Origin of the sequence: Streptococcus sp. OMI870 (assembly GCF_047460295.1) — a bacterium.
GTDB lineage: Bacteria > Bacillota > Bacilli > Lactobacillales > Streptococcaceae > Streptococcus.
In genome coordinates, this window is sequence record NZ_JASHGM010000002.1 from 25089 (window position 1) to 48378 (window position 23290).

General features: G+C 42.5%; 21 protein-coding genes, 1 tRNA gene and 1 pseudogene. 3 read left to right on the forward strand and 20 right to left on the reverse strand.

Features of this window, described 5'->3' with window-relative positions; translation table 11 throughout:
* Positions 1-97 precede the first annotated feature (97 nt).
* From QM968_RS04215 to QM968_RS04230, 4 genes are all read right to left on the reverse strand, one after another.
* Complete coding sequence (locus QM968_RS04215) at positions 98-1834, reverse strand: ABC transporter ATP-binding protein (protein ID WP_009731444.1); 1737 nt, start codon at positions 1832-1834, stop codon at positions 98-100.
* Between the two features lies 1 nt (position 1835).
* The gene (locus QM968_RS04220; protein ID WP_414382512.1) at positions 1836-3560 is read right to left on the reverse strand and encodes an ABC transporter ATP-binding protein; all 1725 of its coding nucleotides are present in this window, start codon (positions 3558-3560) and stop codon (positions 1836-1838) included.
* Between the two features lie 393 nt (positions 3561-3953).
* A tRNA-Thr gene (locus QM968_RS04225) sits at positions 3954-4026 on the reverse strand.
* Between the two features lie 50 nt (positions 4027-4076).
* A complete protein-coding gene (locus QM968_RS04230; RefSeq protein ID WP_414382515.1) occupies positions 4077-4646 on the reverse strand; it encodes a GNAT family N-acetyltransferase in 570 nt (189 codons plus the stop codon).
* A gap of 205 nt (positions 4647-4851) precedes the next feature.
* Here QM968_RS04230 and ald point away from each other — a divergent pair, with 205 nt between their 5' ends.
* On the forward strand, positions 4852-5964 hold the full coding sequence (gene ald, locus QM968_RS04235) for an alanine dehydrogenase (RefSeq protein WP_009731447.1): 1113 nt from the start codon (positions 4852-4854) through the stop codon (positions 5962-5964).
* A gap of 312 nt (positions 5965-6276) precedes the next feature.
* On the opposite strand, the gene QM968_RS04240 is transcribed toward ald, so the two are convergent.
* The 8 genes and pseudogenes from QM968_RS04240 to rplK all read right to left on the reverse strand — a co-directional run bounded on the left by QM968_RS04240 (position 6277) and on the right by rplK (position 12762).
* On the reverse strand, positions 6277-7275 hold the full coding sequence (locus tag QM968_RS04240; RefSeq protein ID WP_009731448.1) for a PhoH family protein: 999 nt from the start codon (positions 7273-7275) through the stop codon (positions 6277-6279).
* A 79-nt stretch (positions 7276-7354) separates the two neighbouring features.
* Entirely contained in the window at positions 7355-7570 is a 216-nt protein-coding gene (locus QM968_RS04245) for a YozE family protein (protein ID WP_009731449.1), read from the reverse strand.
* Between the two features lie 10 nt (positions 7571-7580).
* Positions 7581-8435, reverse strand: coding sequence for an RNA-binding virulence regulatory protein CvfB (gene cvfB, locus QM968_RS04250; protein WP_009731450.1), 855 nt, complete (start codon positions 8433-8435; stop codon positions 7581-7583).
* Positions 8436-8534: 99 nt separating this feature from the next.
* On the reverse strand, positions 8535-9092 hold the full coding sequence (frr, locus tag QM968_RS04255; RefSeq protein ID WP_003005165.1) for a ribosome recycling factor: 558 nt from the start codon (positions 9090-9092) through the stop codon (positions 8535-8537).
* A 19-nt stretch (positions 9093-9111) separates the two neighbouring features.
* On the reverse strand, positions 9112-9843 hold the full coding sequence (pyrH, locus tag QM968_RS04260) for a UMP kinase (protein WP_009731451.1): 732 nt from the start codon (positions 9841-9843) through the stop codon (positions 9112-9114).
* A 135-nt stretch (positions 9844-9978) separates the two neighbouring features.
* Positions 9979-11421, reverse strand: a pseudogene (locus QM968_RS04265) (APC family permease).
* A gap of 128 nt (positions 11422-11549) precedes the next feature.
* Positions 11550-12239, reverse strand: a complete 690-nt coding sequence (rplA, locus tag QM968_RS04270) for a 50S ribosomal protein L1 (protein WP_003005355.1) — start codon at positions 12237-12239, stop codon at positions 11550-11552.
* Between the two features lie 97 nt (positions 12240-12336).
* Entirely contained in the window at positions 12337-12762 is a 426-nt protein-coding gene (rplK, locus tag QM968_RS04275) for a 50S ribosomal protein L11 (protein ID WP_003005369.1), read from the reverse strand.
* 160 nt (positions 12763-12922) lie between these two features.
* Here rplK and QM968_RS04280 point away from each other — a divergent pair, with 160 nt between their 5' ends.
* Complete coding sequence (locus QM968_RS04280) at positions 12923-13267, forward strand: DUF3397 family protein (protein ID WP_009731453.1); 345 nt, start codon at positions 12923-12925, stop codon at positions 13265-13267.
* A 190-nt stretch (positions 13268-13457) separates the two neighbouring features.
* On the opposite strand, the gene QM968_RS04285 is transcribed toward QM968_RS04280, so the two are convergent.
* From QM968_RS04285 to QM968_RS04320, 8 genes are all read right to left on the reverse strand, one after another.
* Complete coding sequence (locus QM968_RS04285) at positions 13458-15776, reverse strand: HAD-IC family P-type ATPase (RefSeq protein ID WP_009731454.1); 2319 nt, start codon at positions 15774-15776, stop codon at positions 13458-13460.
* 8 nt (positions 15777-15784) lie between these two features.
* Positions 15785-16171, reverse strand: coding sequence for a VOC family protein (locus tag QM968_RS04290; RefSeq protein WP_009731455.1), 387 nt, complete (start codon positions 16169-16171; stop codon positions 15785-15787).
* A gap of 65 nt (positions 16172-16236) precedes the next feature.
* A complete protein-coding gene (locus QM968_RS04295; RefSeq protein WP_037613914.1) occupies positions 16237-18597 on the reverse strand; it encodes a DNA translocase FtsK in 2361 nt (786 codons plus the stop codon).
* Between the two features lie 152 nt (positions 18598-18749).
* The gene (locus QM968_RS04300) at positions 18750-19253 is read right to left on the reverse strand and encodes a hypothetical protein (protein WP_009731457.1); all 504 of its coding nucleotides are present in this window, start codon (positions 19251-19253) and stop codon (positions 18750-18752) included.
* Positions 19246-20121, reverse strand: coding sequence for a hypothetical protein (locus QM968_RS04305; RefSeq protein WP_414382524.1), 876 nt, complete (start codon positions 20119-20121; stop codon positions 19246-19248). The genes QM968_RS04300 and QM968_RS04305 overlap by 8 nt, the downstream gene beginning before the upstream one ends.
* Before the next feature lie 69 nt (positions 20122-20190).
* Positions 20191-20955, reverse strand: a complete 765-nt coding sequence (locus QM968_RS04310; RefSeq protein WP_414382527.1) for a hypothetical protein — start codon at positions 20953-20955, stop codon at positions 20191-20193.
* Positions 20956-21133: 178 nt separating this feature from the next.
* Positions 21134-21691: a hypothetical protein gene (locus tag QM968_RS04315; protein WP_414325907.1), complete on the reverse strand. Its 558-nt coding sequence runs from the start codon at positions 21689-21691 to the stop codon at positions 21134-21136.
* A gap of 45 nt (positions 21692-21736) precedes the next feature.
* Positions 21737-22174, reverse strand: coding sequence for a hypothetical protein (locus tag QM968_RS04320; protein WP_414325908.1), 438 nt, complete (start codon positions 22172-22174; stop codon positions 21737-21739).
* A gap of 221 nt (positions 22175-22395) precedes the next feature.
* On the opposite strand from QM968_RS04320, the gene QM968_RS04325 reads away from it, so the two are divergent.
* On the forward strand, positions 22396-23241 hold the full coding sequence (locus QM968_RS04325) for a peptidylprolyl isomerase (RefSeq protein WP_414382530.1): 846 nt from the start codon (positions 22396-22398) through the stop codon (positions 23239-23241).
* The last annotated feature ends 49 nt before the right edge of the window (positions 23242-23290 follow it).

Sequence of the window (23290 nt, forward strand, 5' to 3'; positions counted from 1 at the left end):
CCCATATATTAATCAGCTTATATCTAAAATATAGTCTGTTTTATTACAAATATAAATTAGCTAGGGATTTTCCTCGTATTAAACAGTCAAACTCATCTTACACCACTGTTTGCTGGATGGCATTCATCTGGGCATAGATCCCGCCTAGTGCAACCAGGTCCTCATGTCTACCACGCTCTACAATGTGTCCTTCAGATAAGACTAAGATCTGATCGGCATCTTGGATAGTGGACAAGCGATGGGCAATGATAAAGGTGGTCCGGCCATTTTGGAGGACCGCCATAGCTTGTTGGATAATTTCTTCTGTTTCTGTATCGATGTGAGAGGTGGCCTCATCCAAAATCAGAATTTGCGGATTCATATAGAGCGTTCGCGCAAAGGAAATCAACTGGCGCTCGCCACTTGAAAAGGCAGACCCTTTTTCGACTACTGGATGGCCGATTCCCTTTTCAAGGCGCTCTACAAAGGGCCATGCTCCAACTTTCTTCAGCGCATCTTTGACTGCCTCCCGATCAAAGTGATCCTGACTCATGGCCACATTACTAGCAATGGTCCCTGAGAACAGATAAGGATCCTGTAAGACAATTCCCATGTGAGAGCGAAGACTCTCTCTAGAGAAATGGCGAATGTTCTGGCCGTCAATCCGAATTTCTCCCTCCTGCGGATCATAGAAACGATAAAGCAGGTTCATGATAGAGGATTTGCCCGAACCGGTATGACCAACCAAGGCGACGCTCTCACCTGGATGGGCTTGGATGGAAATATCCTTTAAAACAGGCTTGCCAACCTCATAAGCGAAGCTGACTTGGTCAAACTCTACAGTTGCCTTTTCTATTTGAATCTCTTCTAGCGCATCTTCCTCCATCTCTTCATCTAGGAAATTCAAGACTCGCTCCCCTGTTTCCAGAGAGCGTCGGATATCCGGTAGACGACGGATCAAATTGGCCATGAGGTCAAAAAGTTGAATAATATAATTGAGATTGATAAACAAGAAACCAGCGGTAATCCCAGGATTCCCCCCAAGATAAGAAAGTCCTGCAATGGTTAAAATCCCTGCAATGACGATGTATTTCAAGAATTCTGTCAGGGTCCAAGAGGCGATAGAGTCTGCTAGCACTAGGCGATCATAGGCGACGGTCATCTTGTCTATCGTCTGATCAAATTCATCAATCACCCGCTCTTCTTGTCCGTAGAGCTGGATCATACTAGCTCCATGGAGGAGCTCATTGACCTGCGTATTGGTTTCACTTCTTGAATCAAAGAAGTCCTTCATAGGCTTGTCTGTTAGTCGTTTATATAAGATTTGAACACCATAAAAAATAGGGAAAATCAAACATAAGAGGAGACCCATCATCGGATTGATATAAAAGAGTACCCCCATGATAAAGAAGAAACGCACCAAATGAATCGCTATAGTGATACAGGAGTTATAAAATTGTGTCCGCAAAGTTTCTGTATCATTGACGATCCGGGTCGCAATTTTCCCTGCCGGCTTATCATCAAAGTAAGAAATCGGCAATTGTTGCATCACCAGGAAGGCTTGATCGCGTAATTGCGCGGTTATCTTATTGCCACCATGGATTAAGACCCGATTCCCTATGTAGCTGATGATTTGTCCTAGTGCCAGAACCATCAAATAGAGCCCACCCATAGGATAGAGTTTTCCTAATTCTCCTCCCTGACTTAAGTCTGTCAACGGACCATCAATCATCTTTTGAAGGACGAAAGGAGATAGATCAGATAAAAGAGTTGCTAGCAAGAGACAAACAAAACCAAGGACAAAAATGCTAGGAAAAAGCGACAGCTTCTGTAATAATCGTTTAAAAATGACCATCTTACTCTCCCTCCTGTCTTTGTTGCCGTTGGTATTGTTCATAATACCAACCTTCTTGAGCCAGTAAATCACTAGCTGTCCCTTCTTCCACAATCCGTCCCTGATCCAGCACCAAAATCCAATCTGCCTGATGGACAGCTGAGAGGCGGTGAGAGACTATCAAGGTGGTCTTCCCTTGTCGCTCATTTTGTATCGTTTCGATAATAGCCTGTTCTGTCTTAGCATCCACTGCCGATAAGGAATCGTCTAAAAGGAGCAACTGGGCGTCACGTAAAAAGGCGCGTGCTAAGGAAATCCGCTGCTTCTGTCCTCCTGATACGGATACTCCCTTTTCTCCAATCAGAGTATCCAGACCATCCGACATCCGTTCCAAATCATCTGCGAAGGCTGCCTGAGCAATAGCTTCCATGATTTCCTCTTGATTAGCTCCTTTCTTACCAAGGGAAATATTTTCTAAAATAGACTTCGAGAACAGAATATGTTCTTGAGAGACGTAGCCGATTTTTTCCTCAATGGAGCGTCTCACGTAGCGAGCAACAGGCTGTCCATTGATGGTAAATTTCCCTTGTCCGAGAGGGTATTGACGTAAGAATTGACGGACCAAACTTGTCTTTCCAGCTCCTGTTCGACCCACAATTCCAATGGTTTGCCCTTTATTGAACCGCAAATCAATCTGCGATAGACTTTCCTTTTCCGCCATTGGATAGGTAAAGGAATAGTTCTCAAAGACCACTTCATCAAGCTCCTCTAGCCATTTCTCACCATCCAGTTCCAAATCATCATCCTCTTCAACCAATTCTGACAACTTTTTGTATGAGGTCTTTCCTGTTTGATAGACAAGGATGAAATCCGCTAACATCCACATTGGCTCGATTAAAGCTACTAGATACAATTCTAGGCCCAAAAGTTGGCCCAAGCTAATCTGTCCAGATTTCAAGAAGTGACCCCCACAGACCAAGAGAAGAACAGTAGAAACCCCAATAAAGAAGAGAGCAAAGGGACCCAGAGCATTCTGGATAGAAGCAATCTTATCCCCCGTTTTGGCTAAACTTTCAGTCCGTTTTTGAAATTGCTGTACTTGACGCTCCCTGCGACTATAGGCCCGCATGACCCGAATTCCTTCAATGGATTCCAAGACCTCATCATTTAGTTGCGCCACCGCATCTCGGTTTTTATCCACATATTCCTCTTCTTTTTTCCCTAAATGATAGGTCGATAAGATTAAAAAAAACATAGGAATAAAAGAAATCAAGCTCAGCTGCCAGGAAATCAAAAACATGGTCGGAATGATAAAGAGAAACAAGCCACCTGCATAGACAACAATCATCAGCCCGTAACCAACCATCTCCATCATCCCGTCCACATCCGTAGTAAATCGAGTCAAGAGATCCCCTGAGCGAAATTTTTCATAAAAGGGTCGCCTCATGGCTACAAGCTTCCGAAAAGCTTGCCCCTGTAATCTACCCTTGTACCGCACCGAAGCTTGAAATAGCTTCAAATGCCAGTAATAAGCTGCCGTATAATTTAAGATGGTTGTCGCAAACAAAAGGCTAATATCCCTTACAAAACTTGACTGGGTCAAGGTCTGCTTGCTTAGCTGATCAACCAATCGTTGAATGACCTGTGTCGGTATTAAAATCGTATAATCATAAATCACTAGGACCACAGCGATGCTGAGATACAGCCACTTATGCTCCCAGATATACTCCCAAATAGCTCTGATCATATATTCTCCTTTTCAAAATAGCACAGAAAAAACCCAAGTAGGAGCTGAGTACGTGCTCAGTCCACACTTGGGCCTTCTGATGCCTATCACCAATTCAGTTAAGGCAGGCAAAAATGCATACAAAAAACCCAAGACAGACTCCTCCATCTTGGGTTTCATTCATTGTTTACATGGAACTCAACTGAGATTGGAGAAGTGGTGTATTTAATTGTGTCATCAAAACATCTACTTTGTTCATGATGGTTTTCTCCTTTCTCTTTGTTGTTCTAACTTTACCACGGATTTCAGTGCTTGTCAACGTTTTTTGGAAAATTGTTGAAAAAAGCAAGACTGTTAAAGATGAACTCGCAAAAAAAGAAGCCTAGATTCTCTCTAAGCTTCTCTCTTCTGCTATGCTAGTTGCCGGGATTGAACCGGCGACCTCATCCTTACCATGGATGCGCTCTACCGACTGAGCTAAACCAGCAGTACCTATCTACTATATCATGGAGAGTGGTCTTTTGTCAATATCCTGACTCATTTTTCTGCCAAATATTCTTCCTTTGTAAGAACATAATGGACTCTCGTCACCATTCGCCCTTCTTCATGCAGGTCTAGCATCGCGTAGGGCTCCTCGTGAGAATATTTCATCCCTGATTTGGCCATCACCCGTCCAGAAGCTGGGTTGTCCTTATCATGGACGGCAATGAGCTTGTTCATCCCTAACTGTTCAAAAGCCAAGGCAATGACTATCTTGGTAGCCTCTGTCGCAAGACCCTGGTTCCAATAGTCTTTATTCAGAACATAGCCGATACTCCCCTTTTTCAGACAAAGATCCAAATCCAGTAAATCAATCGTCCCAATAAATTTTCCATTCTCTTTGAGTTCAATCCCCCATCTTCCAAGTGGGCTCGCTAGGTAAAAGAGGGCAATATTATTACGCGTCTCTTCTAGACTTTGATTGGTTGGAAAAGTGTAGCGTGTAACAGCTTCATCAGAAGCGTACTCAAACATAGCCGGTGCATCCTCAAGAGTGACCGGACGCAAGTGCAAATGCTCTGTCTCCACTTTACGATAAGCTGCTAACTTTACATATAAATTTTCCATTTGACACTCCTTCTTTAGGGATTAGTTTAGCAAATAACCTAAAGGAAGGCAAGCTCAAATTTTTCTTGCTTTTTAGCTCGCTTTTCTATAAAATAAAAACAACCAATAAAAACAATCGGCTGAGGAGTGAAAAAGGTCATTGAGTTAGGAGAGCAATCTCACACCAATGATCTTTTTACACCTGAATCCGAGTAAGGAGAAAACGATGCTAATTGGAATTCCAAAAGAAATTAAAAACAACGAAAATCGTGTTGGTTTGACACCTGCAGGGGTACACAGCTTGGTAGGCAAAGGTCACCAAGTTTTGGTGGAAACCAATGCCGGACTCGGTTCTGGCTTTGCAGATGAAGATTACGTTAAACAAGGGGCAACTATCGTTGCGACTGCTGCAGAAGCTTGGGCAGCTGAATTAGTGGTTAAAGTGAAAGAACCTCTTGCCGAAGAATATGGCTTCCTTCGTGAAGACCTCTTGCTCTTCACTTACTTGCACATGGCTGCAGCTCCTGAATTAGCAGATGCTATGGTCGCCGCTAAGACAACTGGGGTAGCCTATGAAACTGTACGAGACCAAGATGGACAATTGCCACTCTTGGTACCAATGAGTGAGGTTGCTGGACGCATGGCGGTGCAAATCGGGGCTCACTTCTTGACCAAACAAGAAGGAGGATCAGGCGTCCTCCTAGGTGGTGTACCTGGTGTTCCAAAAGGAAAAGTCACCATCATCGGTGGTGGGGTCGTTGGAACCCATGCGGCCCGTATCGCTCTTGGACTCGGTGCACAGGTTACCATTCTGGATATTAGTGCCAAACGTTTGTCTGTTCTGGAAGATGTCTTCGGTCATCAAATCCAAACCCTCATGTCTAATCCATTTAATATTGAAGCCAGTGTCCGTGATGCCGATGTTGTCATTGGGGCTGTCTTGATTCCTGGTGCAAAAGCTCCAAAATTAGTGACGGACGATATGGTTAAACAAATGCGTCCAGGTTCCGTCATCGTCGACGTAGCCGTGGACCAAGGTGGAGTTATCGAAACAGCAGACCGTGTGACAACACATACAGAGCCTGTTTACGAAAAACATGGCGTGCTCCACTATGCTGTTGCCAATATTCCAGGGGCTGTCGCACGCACTTCTACCATCGCTCTTACCAATGTGACCCTTCCTTACGTCGAAGCTTTGGCTGACAAAGGCTTCCATAAGGCTATCGCCCTTGATGAAGGCTTGCGAGAAGGAGTTACTACTTACCAAGGCCATATCACAAGCCAACCGGTCGCAGAAGGCCTAGAACGTAACTTCACACCAATTGATGAATTGGTTTAAACAATCATATATTTAAAGAATTATCATCGAAAAAAATAAGCAACTTATTTTTTCATCTGAACTAATTAAAAAAGTTTTGGAAAAAACAAGTTGTTTTGAGTTTTTTAGATCATTTTCAGAGACTTTCCGCCGTGAGAAAAGTGCCTGAAACAATTTAGTTTCAAGCACTCGGAATAATTGAGACCTTAGGCTCAATTATTAGTCATGGAACTTCAAAGAAGTTCGTTGACGTCCGTTCTCACCTAAGGAAAGTCTAGAAAATGATTTTATCGTCAATTTAAGGCAAAGATCCTCTGATCTTTGCCTCTTCTTTTATTCTGCTTCTTCTTCCACATCCAGTTTTTCTTTGAGGACTGGATTTGGGATGGGCTCGTAGGCCCGGATAATCTCTGCTACTACCGGATGGCGAACGACATCCTTGGCAGAGAAATGTACAAAGTCAATTTGAGAAATGTTCTTCAACTTCTCCTGAGCATCAATCAAACCGGATTTGACATTTCGTGGAAGGTCAATCTGGCTGGTGTCTCCATTGACAATCATCTTGGAGTTAAAACCAAGACGGGTCAAGAACATCTTCATCTGCATGATGGTGGTATTTTGCGCTTCATCGAGAATGACAAAGGCATCGTCCAAGGTCCGCCCCCGCATATAGGCCAAAGGTGCTATCTCGATAATCTCACGCTCCATCATCCGAGTTGTTTGGTCCTTGCCCAGGATTTGGTAAAGAGCATCATAGACCGGACGGAGATAAGGGTCTACTTTTTCTTTGAGATCTCCTGGAAGGAAACCAAGGCTTTCTCCGGCTTCTACAGCTGGACGAGTCAAAATAATGCGCTTGACTTGACCACGCTTGAGAGCTGTGACGGCCAAGGTCACCGCTAGGAAGGTTTTCCCTGTCCCCGCTGGTCCGATTCCAAAGGTGACATCATGATTTTTGACACTATCGACATAAATCTTTTGACCCAGCGTTTTAACCCGAATAGGCTTGCCATAACTATCCTTGATAATCTCTTCTTCATACAGAGCGATAAACTTATCTAATTCATCATTGCGAACCATTTGAATGGCGGTCACCACATCCGGCGTCCCGATAGTCATGCCACGATTCACTAGGACCAAGAGAGCCTGGATGACCTGACGAACCTGCTCGCAGCTTTCTTCTTCTCCAATGATTTGGACGATTTCTGTCCGGGCGTGAATAGTCACCCCAAATTCTTGCTCCATCAAACGGAGATGGCGTTCGTTAGATCCAAACAAATGAAAAAGATCGTCTGGATGCGTTAATGTAATTTCAACTGAATGTTCTTGCAAATAAAGAACCTCTCTACCTGTGTTTTTCTATTATTATAACAAAGAGGCCGAGAAAAAACCATTCTCGACCTGTCCTTTTCTAGTGGGCTTGGTATTCTTCCCAAATGGCATCAAAATCGCTAAGATTAAAGGAAAAGCTAGCATGCTCTTCTAGATAGCGACTGACTTCATCAAAGTCATCTGTATGCTTAGGAAAAGCAGACTCGTGAAAAGCTAGGTCCGCCAGAAGGGCCTTAGGAGCATTGCTTTTAGGATTGCGCTCTGTCATCAGCCAAGTATAAAACGATTTTCGCATAAGCCCCCTTTTAGATCAACTCTGTTCCAAATTGGTCTTGCTTGATTTTTTTAGCCTTCATCAGCCCACCCAAAGCCTTTTTGAACTGCCCTTTTGAAATCCCAAAGGTTGCCTTGATATCTTCTGGAGACGATTTATCATTCAAAGTCATAAAGCCTCCATTGGCTTCCAAATAGGTCAGAATCATTTGAGCATCGTTTTCAAGCATTTCAAAAGATCGTGGCTTCAGCGACAAGTTCAAGGTCCGATCCACCTCACGGAATCCAATGACCCGGGCATCTAGGACTTGTCCCAAGCGTGGTTCTACATAGCGCTCACTTGGATGGATAAAGCCCAGCATATTGTTCTCTGGGAGATAGACAAAAGTCCCAGACAATTTCAAGCGGTAGACAATGGCTGGCCAGTTTTGGTTTTGCATATTGTTGTAAGCTGGACGAGCCAAACGCTGGAAATCTTCCTGATAGGCCAAGATCCCCCAAATACGATCTTTCTTATCAACTTCTAAGCGAATATAGAGACGATCGCCCTTTTTAGGCCATAGATCTTTGATCTCCGGTAGGATATCTAGTGAGACAACAATCTGCTTATCTGGAAGCCCTGTATCGACAAAGACTCCCAGGTCCTTGCGCACTTCCGTGACCGTTCCCCAGCCAAAGCTTTCTTGAGTCGCAGTGACTTCAAGCGTCGTGAGTCGGAGCTTTTGCTTCATATCGGTATAGGCAAAGCCCTTAACACTTTCTCCGACTTGATGCGATCCTTCTGCTTTATCAAGCGCGTAGATCTGGCCATCTTTTTGAACAAAATAGAAGTGATCATTTTCATCAATGACCATTCCCATGATGTAGCTTGCTAGATTCGTATTCATGTTTCCTTCTTTCCTCTTGCTTCTTCACAAGAATAATGGAAATAAAACCCAGCCAGCAGTGCCAACTGAGTCTTTCTTTCCTGTAGTGGTTGAGATGGATTAAACTTCCATCAATTCTTTTTCTTTGTGAGCTGTCATTTCATCTACATGTTTGACCGCATCATCCGTTACTTTTTGGATCTCTTTTTCAAGACCTTTCAATTCATCTTCTGTGATTTCTTTTGCTTTTTCTTGTTTCTTCGCTTCGTCCATAGCATCACGGCGAATGTTACGGATCGCTACTTTAGCATTTTCACCTACTTTTTTCACTTCTTTTGCCAAGTCACGACGAGTTTCTTCTGTCAAAGCTGGGATGACCAAGCGGATAACAGACCCATCATTGGCTGGAGTGATACCAAGGTCAGATGCATTGATGCTGTGCTCGATGTCTTTCAAAGATGATTTATCAAATGGTGTGATCAACAAGACACGCGCTTCTGGAATCGTGATAGATGCCAATTGGTTCAATGGAGTCTCTACTCCATAGTATTCTACGAAAATACGATCCAAAAGACTTGCATTTGCACGTCCAGCACGGATGCTACCAAATTCACGTCCCAAACTTTGGTGAGACTGAGTCATTCTTTCTTTTGCTTTTTCTACGATTGGGTTTGCCATAATTTTCCTCTATTTTCTATTATTTTTCTACGTTATTTGATACAGTTGTACCGATATTTTCACCAAAGACAACGCGTTTGATATTGCCTGGTTCATTCATATTAAAGACAACCAAGTCAATGTCGTTGTCCATGGAGAGAGTGGAGGCTGTTGAGTCCATGATGCGAAGACCTTTGTTGATGACATCACGGTGGGTCAATTCCTCAAATTTCACAGCTGAAGCATCTTTTTTCGGGTCGGCATTGTAAACACCATCCACCCCATTTTTGGCCATAAGAATGGCATCTGCTTCAATTTCAGCTGCACGAAGGGCTGCGGTCGTATCTGTTGAGAAGTAAGGAGAACCAATCCCGGCACCAAAGATCACGATCCGATCTTTTTCAAGGTGACGAAGGGCACGACCACGGATATAAGGTTCTGCGACTTGTTGCATGGCAATCGCTGTTTGAACACGGGTATCCACACCAACTTGTTGAAGCGAATCTGCCATCACAAGAGCATTCATGACAGTTCCGAGCATCCCTGTGTAGTCTGCTTGGACACGATCCATCCCTGCTTCAGCAGCAGGTTCTCCACGCCAAAGATTTCCACCACCGATAACCAAGGCAATTTCAATTCCAAGTTCGTGAACTTCCTTGATTTCTTGAGCCATTTTTTGGACAGTTTTGATATCGATTCCGACACCACGTTCGCCAGCAAGGGCTTCACCAGATAGCTTGATTAAGATACGTTTATACTTAGGTTCTACCATTTTCTCTCTCCTTTTTTGATCTGTATTATTTTACCATAAATTACGTTTTTTATATAGTCATATCCATCAAAATTTTTTATTTTCAAAAAGCTGTCTAACAAGGAAAAATCCCAGTCCGAGGACTAGGATTTACCATTAGACTTTTTTCTTTTCGCGACGGGCAATCCATGGCAAAATAATGCCTAATGCAATCAAGACAAGCGGAGTCAAGATATTGGTCAATAGAGAGAATTGCCAAGCGACTGGGTCCACCTTAAAGTCCACTTTTGGCACCATCCCTAAAATACAGGCAAAGGCCGTGAACAGGAAGCACCAAGCTCCAATAATAAAGCCTAGTTTTGGACTCTTGGTCATCTTGTATTCTGCATCTTTGTACTTCTTCTAAGCACGATTGAGCATGATATAGGCAAAGAAGACCCAGAGGTACCGCATTGGCATCACAACAGAATTCAGGTTGGTCATCCATTTTACTAACCCATCGATTTCTTGAATCCCAAAGAGGGGAACGACGATAAGAAGACTGACCAAAATTCCTGTCAGGAGGTAACCATTGGTCAAGACGCCTTTCTTGCTACGTTTGCGAAGCCAAGAAGGAATATATTCATCGTCTGCATTATGGAGCAAGATTTGAAGCGGAGCATCAATCGAAAAGGCCAGGGCTGCGATTTGTCCAATCATGTCTGTCAAAGCATAGACAATCACTAAGACATTCCCAACTCCCCAGTGTTTCCCAAGAATTTGGAAAGCTTGGAAGGCTCCATTTCGCATCAAATCTTCTGGAATATGTCCACTGTCAAAGAGCATCCCCATAGCCAAGGAACCAAGGATGGCAGAAAGTCCAACCATGATTGCCATAACAATCATTCCTTTCGGAAATTCACGCGCAGGATTACGGGTTTGGTTGACATAAGGAGAGATCTTCTCAGCTCCACCTACCGCAAAGACTAAGAGAGAAATAGTAGTAAAATAAGAGAAGTCAAAGTTTGGAATATAGGTGCTCACCTGATCCATATGTTGGGTCGCAAATTGCATACCCGGATTGATGAAAGGAACTCCAACTGCTAATAAGACAAAAAGGAAGGACATGATCAGCATGGCACTACCAGCCAAACCACCAATGACTTTCAAGGTCGTCAAACCTTTGGTAGAGAGATAGAGAAAAATTCCAAAAATAATCAAGCAAAGGATAACCACCCATTGGATGCTTAAGCCACTCACAAATTTGTCATTCCCTTGAAGAACCCAACCTAGAGAAATCAGAATTCGTTGAGGTTTTTGAGCTAAATAGGGAATATGTACAACCCAGTAGGTCCAAGCCGCAAAATAGGCGAGACGTTTTGTAGATGTCTTTTCAACCCACTCACTGACACCACCCCCACTTTCTTTAAAGGTTGAGCCCAATTGGCCAACGATCAAAGCATAGGGAATGAAATAAATTGCCAAGATCAGGATCCAGGAAACAATAACAGAAATGCCTTGGGTCGAATAGTTATTCACGACATTTCCCAATCCCCACACCATATTAAAAGCAATGAGTGAGACCATGAGCCAATTTAATTGGTTGTGATCTTTCTTCATAATAGATCTCCTTATTTTTTGATAGATCTAGTATAACATTTTACTTCTGGTTTGTAAGCGTTTTCTGGTGATTTTGTTAAAAGTTTTTGACACAAAAAAAGCTACCCGAAGGCAGCTTTTCATTTCAATTAAAGTGAGTTAACATCCACTTTGATACCAGGACCTTGAGTTGTAGTCAAAGTCAAGCTAGTTACGTAAGTACCTTTAGCTGTAGCTGGTTTTGCTTTTTGGATTGTGTCGTTGAAAGCTTTAAAGTTTTCAACCAATTTAGTATCATCGAATGAAACTTTACCGATGATCGCTTGAACGATACCTGCTTTATCAGCACGGTAAGTGATTTTACCACCTTTAGACTCTTCAACAGCTTTCGCAACATCCATTGTTACTGTACCAGTTTTAGGGTTTGGCATCAAGTTACGTGGTCCAAGGACACGTCCAAGACGTCCAACAAGAGCCATCATGTCAGGTGTAGCGATAACTACGTCGAAGTCCAACCAACCATCGTTGATTTTCGCAACAAGGTCATCTTCACCTACGAAGTCTGCACCAGCAGCTTTTGCTTCTTCAGCTTTTGCACCACGTGCAAATACAAGAACGCGAGCAGTTTTACCAGTTCCGTTTGGCAATACCATTGCACCACGGATTTGTTGGTCAGCTTTTTTCACGTCGATATTCAAGTTGTAAGCAACTTCTACAGTTGCGTCAAATTTTGCAAAGTTAGTTTCTTTTGCAAGAGCTACAGCTTCTTCTACGCTGTAGACTTTTGTGCTGTCGATTTTTTCAAGAGCAGCACGAAGTTGTTTGCTTTTTTTAGCCATTTTATCTTTCTCCTTGTAATGTGGTCATATCGATTTTCATCTCCCACGTCACTCGTCATTTGATCAAGTGTATTGCGGGCAAATAGGATTGTTACAATTAGTCAGTAACAGTGAATCCCATAGAACGAGCAGTACCTTCGATCATACGCATTGCAGACTCAATGTTTGCAGCGTTCAAATCTGGCATCTTAGTTTCAGCGATTTGTTGTACTTGTGCACGAGTTACAGTTGCAACTTTCGTTTTGTTCGGTGTACCTGAACCTTTTTCAACACCTGCAGCTTTTTTCAAAAGAACAGCAGCTGGTGGTGTTTTTGTAACGAAATCGAATGATTTGTCTTCATAAACAGTGATAACAACTGGGATGATCATACCAGCTTGATCAGCTGTACGAGCGTTAAACTCTTTAGTGAATCCCATGATGTTGATACCTGCTTGACCAAGCGCTGGACCAACCGGTGGAGCTGGAGTAGCTTTACCAGCAGGGATTTGCAATTTTACAAGTTTTTCGACTTTTTTAGCCATTTCTTAAATCCTCCTTTGTGGTTTTGGCGGTAATTACAGATTTTTACCTCCCACAAGTATGCTTTGTGCATACCTTTCTATTATACACGATTTCTCTTTTTTTGCAAGAAAAAATTAAAATATAGTAAACTTTTTTTTCGTTTTATGATAGAATGAAGCTATGTTAATCAAAGTTGCTTCTGTATTATTTATTTTTTTAACGCTAATTCTGAGTGGCATCATTGTTCACCTCTTTAAACTCCAAAAAAGAGGATGGCGATCCACAGATATTGCCTTTCCTTTATTTGCTTTGGAGTACTATTTGATCTCAGACAATGCCTTTTACCACAGCCTCTTACCTTTGCTGTCCTTGAGTCTGTCTCTTTTAGCCCTGGGGCTAACGATTTATTTCTTAAAAAAGAAAAAGAGTTTTTACTATCCTAAATTTATCAAATACTTCTGGCGTGCTGGATTTCTGGTTACCTTCTTGCTCTACCTGATCTTAACAGCTAGTTTGTTTATCTAATACCAAAAGGAGGCTGGGACAAAAGTCCTAGCCTCTTAATTGTTTTTGGATTGTCGAGCAAGACGCAGTGGTTGAGTGGGCTCTACTACGCCGATTTCATCAGCTTTTACAGCCCTACTCAACTGTGCGGAGGTGGGACGACGAAATCGAATTCTAACGAATTACCGATTTCTGTCCCACTCTCTTTCTTTTATTTCTTCCGATGAAAGAACCAGCCCACTAACTTCTTGAAGAGTTGAATCAAGACGAGAGCGAGAACTTCCATGATGGCGCAGATAAACAGCGTTTGAAGTCTCAAGGGGCTCATGTTAAAGAATTTCCCTAGGATACTACTTGAAACCAGAAAAGCTAGGATATTTCCTAGAAGAACCAGTCTCTTGTAGTGATTGAGAGGCTGGGATTCTTGATAAATGATGGTAAATCCGACGAAGGCCATCAAGCAGATGGCTGCACTCGAGAGTTCTTCCGACTTGATACCAAACGCTGAAGAGAACAGTACTAAACTAAAGATCAGTATAAAATCCGTCAAGGCAGCAGGCAGTGCATTTTTAAAGACCGTTTCGATAAAGCGTCCTTTGATACGCTCGCTATTGGGCTCAAGCGCTAGGAAGAATCCTGGAATCCCAATTGTAAAACCACTGATCAAAGACATCTGCGACGGCATGATTGGATAGGTAAAGGCTAAGAGCGTCACTGAGATGGCCAACAAAATGGAGAAGATATTCTTGATCAAAAAGAGACTGGCTGATCGTTGAATGTTATTGACCACCCGCCGACCTTCTGCCACGATTGACGGCATCTTCCCAAAGTCAGAATCCAGTAAGACCACTTGCGCCATCTTTTTGGTCGCATCATTTCCAGATTCCATCGCAATACTACAATCCGCTGTTTTTAAGGCTAAAATATCGTTGACACCATCTCCGGTCATAGCTACTTTATGCCCCTTTGCCTGCAAGCCTTCTACAAGGCTTTTCTTTTGCTCTGGGGTCACCCGACCAAAGATTGTATACTGGCTCGCCGCTTGGTGCAAGTCTTCTTCCGTCAGTAAGGTTCTGGTATCGATCCGGTCTTCAGCTCCTTCAATTCCTGCTTTTTGTGCAATAGCTGAGACGGTAGCAGGGTTGTCCCCTGAAATGACCTTAATGGTTACACCTTGTTCTTTAAAGTAGGCGAAGGTTTCTTTGGCATTTTTTCTCAAAGGATTGGAGAGAATAATCCAGGCTACTAAATCTACAGGAGCCTCTAACGTCTCTCTAAGGTCTTCTCCCCTATATTTTCCAAAGGCCAAGACCCGATTACCTGCCTGCGTAGCAGGGGCGATCTCTTTTCCAAGCTCAGAGAAGCTTTCTCGTAAAACAAATTCTGGTGCGCCTAATACATAGATCCCCGATTCAAAGGCAATGGCCCCATACTTTTTTTTGGACGTAAAGGGCAGTATTTCAAGAGTCTTCCAAGACCTGCTAACTGGCGTCTTGTGAAAATTTCGGAGGGCATCCATGGTATCGTTTTGATCCATACTAGCTTCTACATACTGAGCTAGAACTTCCAGGTCTTGATCGTCTTTAACTGGACGAATCTCTGTCACTTCCATACCAGGCTCTGTAATGGTCCCTGTCTTATCGACACAAAGGACATCCACGCGCGATAAGGTCTCAATCCCCTTCATGCTATTGAGCAAGACCTTTTCCTTGGCCAATCTGACAGCACCAAGAGCCAGCGCCAAGGTCATCAAGAGGTACAAACCTTCTGGAATCATCCCGATCAAGGCTCCGACTGTTGAAGTCACACTGAGCTTAAGGCTGTCACCTAGGCTGATATAGCTACGAAGAAAAAGGAGGGAACCTAGCGGAATGATAAGGAGACCAATGATCCCTACGATGCGGTTAACTGCATGAACCATATCAGACTCCTCATGGGACTTGACCTGCTTGGCTTCCAAGCTCAATTGGTTGATGTAGGAGTCATTCCCCACTTTTTCCAATCGTGCTAGTCCTTGACCAGCAATCACAAAGCTACCTGACATGAGCGCATCTTGCGCTCCTTTTTTGACCTCATCCGCTTCACCTGTCAATTGCGACTCATCGACTTTTAGATCGCCCTCCAGCAAGATCCCATCCGCATAGATCTGATCTCCAGCTTGAAAGCGAACTAGATCACCCTCCACCAGCTGATCGATAGGTAGAGCGACTTCTTTGCCTTCGCGAAGAGCGATCGCCTCACTCATGTGTAGAAATTGCATCTGACGCAAGATCCGTCTAGAGCGGACTTCCTGCACAATTCCAACTAAGGAGTTGACCACGACAATCGGGACAAACAAGAGATTGTTCCAAGACTTCACTGCTACCAGCAAGGCCGCCAAGACCAGGAATATCAGATTAAAGTAAGTAAAGACATTGTCTCGAATGATCTGTCCTAGGCTTTTTTCTGTCTGGATTGTAACCTTATTTTGCTTGCCCTCTTGGATCTTTTTAGCTACTTCTTCCTGACTGAGTCCTTCTAATCTATCCATTGTGTTCCTCACTCATGTATTTCCAAAGGTAATCCTTCTGGATCGAAGAAAAATGCCATTTTCTTACCATCAAAGTCATCATAGCGAAGGCCTGTATTCTCAATACCTAGCTGATCCAATCTAGCTAGATACACCTCTACATCTTCCACTTTAAAGGCTAAATGACGCAGTCCCGCATGCTCGGGCAAGGGAAGCTTAGGCCGTTCTGGGGCCGTCGGTTTGATAAAGAGTTCTAACGTCAGCTGGCCCTGACGGAGATTGATCAAGATATCTCCGCGTTCAGGACGGTCATATTCACTGACAATCGCAAAGCCCAACTGCTCCACATAGAAATGCAACATAGCATCGCGATTCCGTCCAATGATGGCAATATGATGAATCATGTCTAACTTCATCTGGTCCTACTTTCTATTTTCTATAAAAAGAAAAGGGAGTGGGACAAGCGCCCTTTTCCCTATCCTTATGATTGTTGCAATACTTTCCGAGGTTTGGTTCCTTCAGCAGGACCGATCACACCTGCTGCTTCCAACTCTTCCATGAGGCGAGTCGCTCGATTAAAGCCAACTGACAAGCGACGCTGAATCATCGAAGCACTGGCTTTTTGAGTTTCAACCACGAGCGCCTTGGCCTCTTCAAAGAGAGGATCCCCCTCATCGGTGCCACCCATGCCTCCATCAAAGTCCGACTCCGATACTTCGCCTGGATCAAAAGCATCATCATAATCGGCTTCTGCCTGCTCCTTGACAAAGTTGACAATCCGCTCCACATCGTCATCTGAGATAAAGGATCCTTGCAGACGAATCGGGTGGTTTTCATCGATCGGTTTAAAGAGCATATCTCCGCGACCGAGTAATTTCTCCGCTCCATTTTCATCCAAGATGGTCCGTGAATCGGTCCCAGATGAAACCGCAAAAGCGACACGAGAAGGCACATTGGCCTTGATCAAACCTGAGATAACGTCAACCGATGGCCGTTGGGTCGCAAGAATCATGTGGATCCCTGCTGCACGCGCCTTCTGTCCAAGACGAATAATGGCATCTTCCACTTCTTTACTTGCAACCATCATCAAGTCTGCCAACTCATCGACAATGACCACAATCAATGGAAGTGGTACTTGCTTCATCTCAGACTGGGCATTGTACTCCGCCACCTTGGCATTAAAGCCAGCAATATTGCGAGCACCCACTTTCGAGAAGAGCTCATAGCGATTTTCCATCTCATCGACAACCTTTTGTAGGGCCCGACTGGCCTTGCGTGGGTTGGTCACCACTGGAATCAAAAGGTGAGGAATATCATTGTAAACAGAAAGCTCCACCATCTTAGGATCGACCATCATAAATTTGACTTCGTCCGGACGGGCCTTCATCAAGATACTCGAAATAATCCCATTGACCGCTACTGACTTACCAGATCCGGTAGAACCCGCTACCAAGAGATGGGGCATCCGAGCCAAATCAAAGGTCCGAGCTGAGCCATCAACAGCCTTCCCAAGAGGAATCTCAAGGAGTTTAGCAGGATCAGTTTTGGACTGCTCCCACAATTCACGGAAGGAAACGGTCGCAATCTCTGAGTTGGGCACTTCAATCCCGACCAGAGATTTCCCTGGAATCGGTGCTTCAATCCGCACATCCTTGGCTGCTAGGGCTAGGGCCAAATCATCTGCTAGGTTGGAGATACGGTTGACCCGCACACCGACAGCTGGTTTAACTTCATACTTGGTGACAGAGGGGCCGATTTCCGCCCGCTCCACTGTCGCCTTGATGTTAAAGCTTGCAAAGGTTTCTTCCAAAATGCGGATGTTCTGACGAACGATGTTTTTCTCTTTGGATTGGTTTTTCGGCTTATCAGGCGCAAAGAGATCAATCGTTGGAAGTTTGTACTGAAGGAGTTCCTTAGGTGTGAAGTCCACCTGAACTTCCTCCCCATCGTCTTCGAATTCTTCGGCTACCGAAAGCTCTTCATATTCTTCAGGCTCTTCCGGCCATCCTTCATCTGGCAGGTAGATTTCTGGTGTTGCTGGTGCAACAATTTCAGCTTCTGGGAAGGACTCTGTAAACGGCTCTTCCGCCAACACCTCTCCTGTTTCAGGATCTACAGGATGCCCTTCCATTGAAAGGGGAGTTGGAAGAACAGCTCTTGCTTCTTCTTGCTCTCTTTCAGCTGCAGCAGCTTCCTCAGCAGCTCTCGCTTCCTTTTCAAGGAATTTCTGCTCGCGACGTTCTTTGCGTTTTTCCATAGAAGCATGGAAAGCTTCGGACCCCTTTTCAAACAAATCATAGATGGAGTAAGGGCTCATCAAGAGGATCCCCAACCCGATAAAGAGAAGACCGATAAAATAAGAGCCAATATTTGAAAACAGGAAGGAAATCGGAGCATAAAGAAGGGCACCGATCATACCACCACCAGCAAAAGTCTCCACCCGCAGATGAATCAAGTCTGCCATGATTCTTGAAAAGGTAACCTTGATCCCATTATTGTCTAAATGAAGCGAAGATACAAAGAAGGCCTGAAACATCAAAAGAACCCCAGCAAAGAAACTTAGGAATCCTGAAATCACCCCCTCGTGTTTATCCAGCCATTTAAAGGCATAAAGGTAGAAAAAGGTCGCTAAAATAGCCAAGTAAGCCAAACTCCCAACAAATAGTCGGATCAAGTTGTAAGCCAAGACCCCTACTGCTCCCAATTTCAAGGCCGCAAAAATTAAGACCAGACTAATCAGAATGGTCGCAATCATGCGATGAATTGCTTTTTTTCTTTCTAATTCTGTTTTGGACAGTCGTCTTGTCGACCGTGTTTTTTTTGATTGATTATTGTTTGCCATAACCTTTATTATATCACATTTCCAAGCTAGTTCTCTAGTAAAATCACTTTCACAAATTTGTAGCAGAAAGCAGAAAAACAGCACCGAGTGGGCACTGTTCTTTAGAGCTGTTTAGAACGATATTCAATGATGTTCAAATTTCGAAATGGATCTTACTCAGATTTTTTATCCACCGGTGTAATGGTATCTAGAACTTGATCGACCTTTTGCTCTCTTTCCAATTCGTTATCCATTTGAATGATATCGATTTGATTTTGTACATTTGTTTGTTGGACTTGTGGTTTGAATGACGAAGTAAATCCTACTCCAATCACTAATAGACTCGCTCCAAGTACGCAAAGTCTTTTGACACGCCAAGCCATCGGCAAGGGAATTTTCGCTCGAATCCCTGATTTCTTAACCCAATCCGGATGGTCTCGCATCACACGATTTGCTGCCATCAGAGGCATAAGGTAGCCAAAGAGCGTAATGACCATGGTCAAACCAATAACTCGAAAACGATTCTGATTGGATGGAGAAACATGGTTCACTTCCATCAGGACCATACCCGTAATCACCAAAATAATGACCAGCAATAGTCCCAAAGATCTCCATAGACCTTCTCTACGGTAGCATTTCAATTCATCAAATGACATCTCTTCAAAATGTTTATTCATGTTTCAAGTACTCCTGGTGTTTCTTCAAATACTTTTTGCCATACCATTCTTCTACAGATTTGCCTTCCCATTCACGGTATTCTTCAGGATATTTCCATTTGTAGTAGGCTTGGAGGAAGTATGGTAAACCTATAAAAGCAATGATGGCAACCACTACTATATTACAAAAGATCCACAGCAATAAAAAGCCAAATGCCTTGATGGAAGTTGAAACATCTAATGAAAAGATTCCCAAAATATGCTTGATAATGATCCCTATTCCTAAAATAGCCATCCCATAAAGAGAAATCATTTTTGCAATCTTATAAAGGAAAGTATCTTCAGAAAGCTCTGCATACATAAGTTTTCTTAATCCTGCTAGCGCAATTGTGAATAGCATGTAAGTTGCTATCATCATGATTCCATAAATAGCAATGATTTCAAAAGTTGATAGATTTGCCAATAAAATGTCAAAAACAACTAGATCCATTTCCAATAAGAACCAAACCATAAACGTAAACGCATGAAACTGATAGCGATATGGTAACAGGTAAGCTCGTTTCACCCACTTTCCAATCACAATAAAGGAAAACCAAATGAAAACCAAGATTAAAAATACATTTACTGTTAAGGATTCATGCTTAGCTATTGGAAGAGTTAACGTCTTACTTTCATGAAATTCTATTGATACAATCAGCAGAAAGAAGTTAAAACCGACAGGGAAAATAAGGGATAAAATCAAACTTCGAATTCGAAACCAAAGAGAAGCATACCCATTCTTAAAAAATTTCGCTGTCCTATCATGTTGCTCTTGCTGTAACTTTACAAACCCATCATCTTCGAGATTGAGACTCTCTTCAAAGCTTGCTTTAAAGATTGATTTCTTCATACTTACCTTCCAATAACTCCTTGTGTTTGTTCAGGCTCTTTCAATTAATCTCTATTCCGATTGGAGGATTTACAGATGACTGCCTTCATCCTTCAAGTATTGTTGCGCCTTTCGAACAATATAGAGCGACTCATCTTCTGAAACCAACTTGCGAAAGAGCTCTTCAGCTCTAGACTTATCGCCTTTAAGAGTAGCATTTAAGGCCTGGTAGTAGATAATTTCCAACTGCTGGTACTTGAAATCATTTCTTAAATCTTCGAAATAGTCATTGCTTTGGTGGGCAATGGTTAAGTCATAAAGAGCGAGACAGACCTTTTTCGTTTTCTCAGCTAGTGTGGGGTCTGTAATGGTCAATTCATTTAATCGAGCCTCTAGCTCTTCTCTAGACAAATCAGGATCTGTCAGGACGATCGAACGAATAAGATAACTCTCAAAAAAGTTCTTATATTTTTGCGGATAATCCGTCTGACTAAGTGCTTCTCTAGCTTCCTTTATGACAGTGTCGAAATCTCCCATCATAAAAGAATAGGCGACCGAAGTTAGCTTCATATCTATCTGTAAAATGGGCTTTTTCACATTCTTGTTCAACTGAAGGTATTGCTGCCAAAAAGCTAAATCTAAGTCTACATGGAGCATAGTGTTGCACTTGTTGGTGTAGCTCTTCTTAAGCAATTGGATGAATAAAAACAAGCCTGCAAGTACCAATAAGACGCCACCCGTCTGAAGAAGAGTATCTCTGACTACTAATCCTATACAAACAATCAGAAGCATTGCCAACAAGCCAGCAGATCTAATATAGAGTCTATAGTTTTTTCGTAGAGTTTTATAATCCAATTTATATCCTCCTATTCATGATACCGTTTTTGAGGGAATTCGTTTATTTTCCAACAAAACAACTTATCTCCCATCATACCGAATTATCCATCTATATGCAACTTCCTTCTTAATTAGTGATTTAGGCCAAAAAGAAATCACCCATACGGGTGAATATTGCTTTAAAGAATTAAGAAAACTATTTCTTTTCCAAAATTTTTAAATAGTGTGTTTTCTTGAATTGGCCGCATAATGTTAACAAAACAAAGAAATACCACATCAAAAAACTTATAAATAATAACAGAAAGCTTCCGAAGGTAAGATATAAGATGGATAATCCTAAGGTGATGAGCCCAAAAACAAGAATTAGCAAATAGGTTTTCAATCCATTTGACTTCTGTACTTGAAAATAGTGCTCAGGTATTTCATAAGGAATGACATTCACTGTATACTTCTGCCTTCTGCGTTTCAATTGGCCTATAGCGATGACAAACATCAATCCAAATGATAGCACTAGTGGGATAAATCCATGAAAGGATACTCGATCCGTTAACAGATAAATGCCATAAAAAAGGATGCCACTTGGAGTAAAGATAATGGGAAATGGAACACTTTTTCCGACATATAGTTTATTTTCTTTAGGATGATAAAATACTGTTTTTTTGAGATTCCTTTGATCTGCACCAAATTCGACCAAATCGCGTAAAGGGAATTGTTGTCGCTCCTTCAACGCTAATACGATTTGTTCAAAGTCCACTTCCGTAGGCTCCTGCTCAAGAGCTTTCTTTGCTTCTACTTGGGCTTAAAGATGTTCTTGATAATACTTCAGTAATTCCTTATTTTTCCGTTTAGTACCAAGGAATTTAAGTGTAATTGAACGACCAGAAGTCCCATGCCCCACGACCTTTCCTTCCACATAAATTGGATAATTGGTGATCCCTCGCGTCGAGTCCTTTTCTCCTAAACGGACCTCAATGGTTAATGGGGCTAGACGATAGCGCTTGAAATTGCGATCGACCACTATTTCTGAGTTCCTAATCTCTATTCTTCCCATCGATGAAAAAGCAATCCAGCCAACTGTCACTAGAAGAGAACAAGCAGCCAATAAGGCTGTTAGGTTTTCAAAAAAATCATCTTCAAGCAGCAATTGGATGACAGCGATGAGCATTGACACTGCCAAAAAGATCAAAAAATACAGTGAACTTCTCGAGTAAATATAAAATTTACGTGGTTGTTTCATTTATGACTTTCTTCCTCTTTAAAAATCTATTTCACAGCTCTAAAAGCACTTTCCATCATACCGAATTTTCTATCTCTACGCAACTTCCTTCTTAATTAGTGATTTATCAAGCATTGACAATCTTTAACCAACTTTAGTGAGGAGAGATTTCCGTCTAAATTTGAAAGTATCGCAAAATTAAGGTACAATAGAAAAAGACAACTATGTTGGAAAGGAAGAATATGAAAAAATTAATCGCACTACTATTATTTTCCGGCTTGGCTTTAACAGCTTGTTCGTCCAATAAGACAGACGCTAACTCCTCAAGCTCAAGCAAAGAAAAAACAGAGCAGACAGCAACTTCTAGCTCTAGTGAAAAAGATCAAAAGAAAATTGAAGAAGAACAAAAGAAATTAGAACAACTGCGCAAAGATTTTAACGATGCCATGACCAATGAAAATGCCGTCTTCCCACAACTATCAACTGACGTGGCTGAAGACGAAGCGGAGGTTAAAATCACAACGACTGAAGGCGACATCACTGTGAAGCTCTTCCCTAAATATGCCCCACTTGCAGTTGAGAACTTCTTGACCCATGCAAAAGAAGGCTATTACAATGGCTTACTTTTCCATCGTGTCATTAACAACTTTATGATCCAAACTGGGGATCCTAAGGGAGATGGTACTGGTGGTGAATCCATCTGGAAGGGCAAAGACAAATCCAAAGATTCAGGTACTGGTTTTGAGAATGAGTATTCTCCATACCTTTACAACCTTCGTGGAGCCCTAGCCATGGCCAATTCTGGTCCAAATACCAACGGTAGTCAATTCTATATCAACCAAAATAAGGAAGATATTTCTAGCAAGCTCCCGACGGATCGCTTCCCAGCTAAGATCATCGATGCTTATAAAAATGGTGGAAATCCAACCCTTGATGGCGGTAACTACACTGTCTTTGGACAAGTCATCGATGGCATGGATGTCGTCGATAAAATTGCATCTGCCGAAACCGATGATAAGGACAAACCAAAAACGGACATCAAGATTGAAAAAATTGAAATCGTAAAAGACTACGATTTCAAGAAATAATGAGAAGAGAACCAAACGGTTCTCTTTTTAAGATATTGATAAACATTTT